The 3,649-nt window shown below is 71.0% G+C and carries 2 protein-coding genes and 1 pseudogene; 1 reads left to right on the top strand and 2 read right to left on the bottom strand.

Features of this window, described 5'->3' with window-relative positions; genetic code table 11:
• Both G6026_RS09315 and G6026_RS09320 read right to left on the bottom strand, forming a co-directional pair.
• On the bottom strand, positions 1 to 1,481 hold a 1,481-nt coding region (locus G6026_RS09315), incomplete at its 3' end, for a DUF4389 domain-containing protein (protein ID WP_241727998.1).
• A 202-nt stretch (positions 1,482 to 1,683) separates the two neighbouring features.
• A complete protein-coding gene (locus tag G6026_RS09320; RefSeq protein ID WP_206681834.1) occupies positions 1,684 to 2,970 on the bottom strand; it encodes a cytochrome P450 in 1,287 nt (428 codons plus the stop codon).
• Positions 2,971 to 3,027: 57 nt separating this feature from the next.
• On the opposite strand from G6026_RS09320, the pseudogene G6026_RS09325 reads away from it, so the two are divergent.
• A pseudogene (locus G6026_RS09325) lies at positions 3,028 to 3,649 on the top strand (hypothetical protein); the annotation flags it as partial.

Consider the following 3,649-nt stretch of genomic DNA (forward strand, 5'->3'; position numbering starts at 1 on the left):
GGCGGGTACTCGTCGCGTAGGAGCAACACGTACGAGCCGACCCGGTACACCCAGCGGTTCAGGCCCACGATGAGGTCGAAGAGCCGGGGCAGGTAGCGGCCGGTGAACAGCAACCCGATCGCGGCGATCAGCACGAGCAGGCCGACCAGCGAGATGTTCCACTCGGCGCCCCCGTACTCCGAGGCTCTGGTCAGGGCCGCCCCGCCGCCGGTGAGGATGCCCACGATCAACAGGTGCGGGATCACCAGCAACCACCACTTGACCAGCACCAGGCCGCGCGAGAGCCGCTCGGGATAGGCCACGTCCAATCCGGCCGGATAGTCGGTCGGCGCCAGCGAGAAGGGCGGGTACCGGTCCGTCCCGAGCACGGAGTAGGCGTAGAACCCGACGCGCCAGTTCCACCGCAGCACTCCGACGCTGTAGGCGAACCACGCCCGCGGGTAGCGGCCGGTGAACAGCACCACCAGTCCCGCGGCGACCGTGGTGACGACCAGCGCGAACCACAGCAGGGCCAGCACGATGTAGTGCGGGATCGCCAGCAGCCACTTGATCAACCACAGACCGCGGGACACCTGCGGGTCCAGGTGCCCGGTCAGACGCAGCGGATCGGGACCCACGCCGGCGGGAAGAGCGCCCGCACCGGCCCCGGGAAGGGCGTCGGGGTCGGCGTGCCGGTCGATGTCCCGGCCCAGCCCCGCGGTCGCCACGAGGATCAGCGGCAGCCCCAGCGCCAACGCCACGAGTCCGGCGATGAGAACACCGGGCCCGGCGAGTCCGAACACCTCGGTGTGTGCGCCCACCTGGACGTCGACCCACACGGGGCGGGAGCCGTCGGCGTTCATCACCACGACCACCCAGTCGCCGGACCGCAGGTCGACGGTGAGGGTCTGCTGCTCTGCACCCGTCGTGGACTGGGCCCAGAAGTCCTGGTCGGCAGGAGGTTCGGGGGCACGGGTGCCCGGCACCTCGTCGAGGGCCGTCTCGGCGTCGTTCCCCGATCCCCACATCCCCGATCCCCAGTCATATGTGGGGCCCGCGGAGTATCCGGGATCCCACGGCTGGTCACCGATCACCGCGTGGGGGACATCGCGGAGATAGGCAGAGACGTCGGATGCGTCCGCGATACCGAGGAACACGTCCTGGCCGGGGACCACCGGGGTCGCGCGGAGTCGGAGGCTGATCAGGTCGTCGAGACCGTAGGGCCCGACGGTGGCTCCCTCGTCGACATGGATCGTCAGGGGCGCGGTCGTGATGGCGTGGCCCACGGTCTGGAGGCGGTCGGTGTCGGTGAACGCGTACTGCCCGTCCCGCTGGGAGGCGTCGGCTACCAGGATCGCCGCCCCGGCCGCTGTCATGCCGAGGCCGAACACGGCCAGCAGGACCCCGGCGACGAGCAGGACCCAGTTCAGGGGGCGGGTCCGCGGAGGGCCGTGGACGGGGGTCGAGGAGGGACCGGACGGGGTGGCGTGTGAAGTTCCCATGATGAGTCCTCGTGCAGCAGTGTGCGGACCCACCCGAGACGGCGCATCCGCCTATACGTGGTGACCTTACTCTTATGTGAGCACTGTGGCGGCGGGTTCTCACCGCCGATCAACCCCGGATCCCACCCCGCCTCCCACCCGTGACACCCTGTCCGGAACCCCGTCGCGAGACGCGCTCGCGGACATGATCGCGGCGAGCGGGTCAGCTCGGCGCAACGGCGAACCCCGTCGCGGGCAGCGAATGGAACCCTCTGGTGAACGGAGAGAGCGCCCTCACGGCCCCGCCCCGGTCCACCGTGACGGACGGGTGGGCCGCGTAGAGCTCCTCGACGGCGATCCGCGCCTGGAGCCGCGCGAAGTGCGAGCCGATGCAGAAGTGAGGGCCGCGGGCGAACCCCAGGTGCCCGGTGGTCTCACGGCGGATGTCGAGCTCCTCGGCGGTGGGTCCGAACTCACGCTCGTCGCGGTTGGCCGAACCGTAGAGCATCATCACCTTCTCCCCCGCGGGGATCGTCACCCCGCCCACGGTCACCTCGCGCGTGGTCGTCCGCGCGAGCGCCTGCACGCTGGACTCGAAGCGCAAGCATTCGGTCAGCGCGCCGGGGATCAGTCCCGGGTCCGCCACGACCAGGTCCCTCTGCTGCGGATGTGCGTCCAGGAGCGAGACGGTGTGCGAGATGAGGTTGCCGGTGGTGTCGTTGCCGCCGGCCACGATCACGAAGCAGAACCCGAGGATGTCCCAGTCGTCCAGCCGCTCGCCGTCGATCTCGGCCTGCGTCAGCGCCGAGATGAGGTCCCCGCCCGGGGACGCGCGCCGGTCGGTGATGAGCTCACCGAAGTATCCAAACATCTCCGCCACCGCCGAGACCGCCCCGTCCTCCAGCCCCGCCGGGCGGAACCCCTCCTCCTGCAGGGTCGTCAGCGCGCTGACCCACGGGCCGAAGCTCGGCTTGTCCGCTTCCGGCAGGTCGAACAGGTGGGCCAGCAGATGCGTGGGGATCTGCGAACTGAAGTCCCGGTGCAGGTCGACCACCTCGTCGCCGTCGTCCCTCGCGGCCATCTCCGCCAGTCTCCCGCGGGCGAAGTCGCGGATGAGCGGCTCGGCCTCGGCGACGCGCCTGGGAGAGAACGCCGTGGCCAGCAGTCGCCGCTTCGCGGAGTGCTCGGGGGGATCCATCATGACGATGGTCGGGGCCAGCCCCAGCGTCTCGATCTCGTCCCGGTAGAAGGTCAGACCGCTGGCCGAGGAGAACGTCGCCGGGTCACAGACGGCGGCGTCCACGTCGGCATAACGCGACAGCGCCCAGAAGTCCGGGTGCGCCGCGGTGCCGTCCCCGCGGTGGTGGTGGACCGGGTCGGTCTCGCGCAGCCACCGGTAGCCGGGATAGGGGTCGGCCAGGTGGGCGCGGTCGAACGGATCGAAGCCGGGTTCGGGCGGTGTGGGCGCGGGCGGTGCCGAGTCGCGACCGGACTGCACTGTACGGGTCATGGCCCCAGTTAACACGACCTGTTAAAAGCTCGGAAGAGGGGATCTAGACTCGGGCGGGTGCCCCGCTCCACCGCCCTGTCACCCCGGCCCCGCTCGTCCGCCACCCGGGAGGCCTTGTACCAGGCCGGACTGCGGCGCTTCGCCTCCGACGGATGGAGGACCGCACGGATCCGCGACATCGTCGGCGACGCCGGCCAGGGCAACGACTCGGCGATCAACTACCACTTCGGGGGCCGCATGGGCCTGCTGGAGGACGTGCTGCTCCGCGGGGTCCTGCGTATGGAGGACGAACGTCGGGCCGATCTGCAGAGGTGGGCGTCGTCGGCCCCGTCATCGGCCCCCGACCTGGCGGAGATCGTCCGGGCGGTGGTGTCGCCGCTGGCGGACCTGTTGGACGACGACGAGGGCCGGTGCACCCTCCGGGTGATCGCCCAGGTCGGGGCGCTCGCCGAGGTCGACCGCACCCTGACCGACCGACCGGTCGCCGGCACCGCACTGCATGACCAGCTCGAGATGCTCGTGTCCGCCGCCACCGCCCGCTGCGGACGGGACCTCGCCGGCCACCGGGTCCGGCAGCTCATCGTGATGCTCACCGCCGAACTCGCGGTGCGGGCCTGCGATCCCCCGGACGCCGCCCCACCCCACCGGGAGTACGTGGCCGACCTCGTGGACTGGCTCA

The sequence above is a fragment of the Dietzia sp. DQ11-38-2 genome (assembly GCF_014145055.1).
In the GTDB taxonomy this organism is placed as follows: Bacteria; Actinomycetota; Actinomycetes; order Mycobacteriales; family Mycobacteriaceae; genus Dietzia.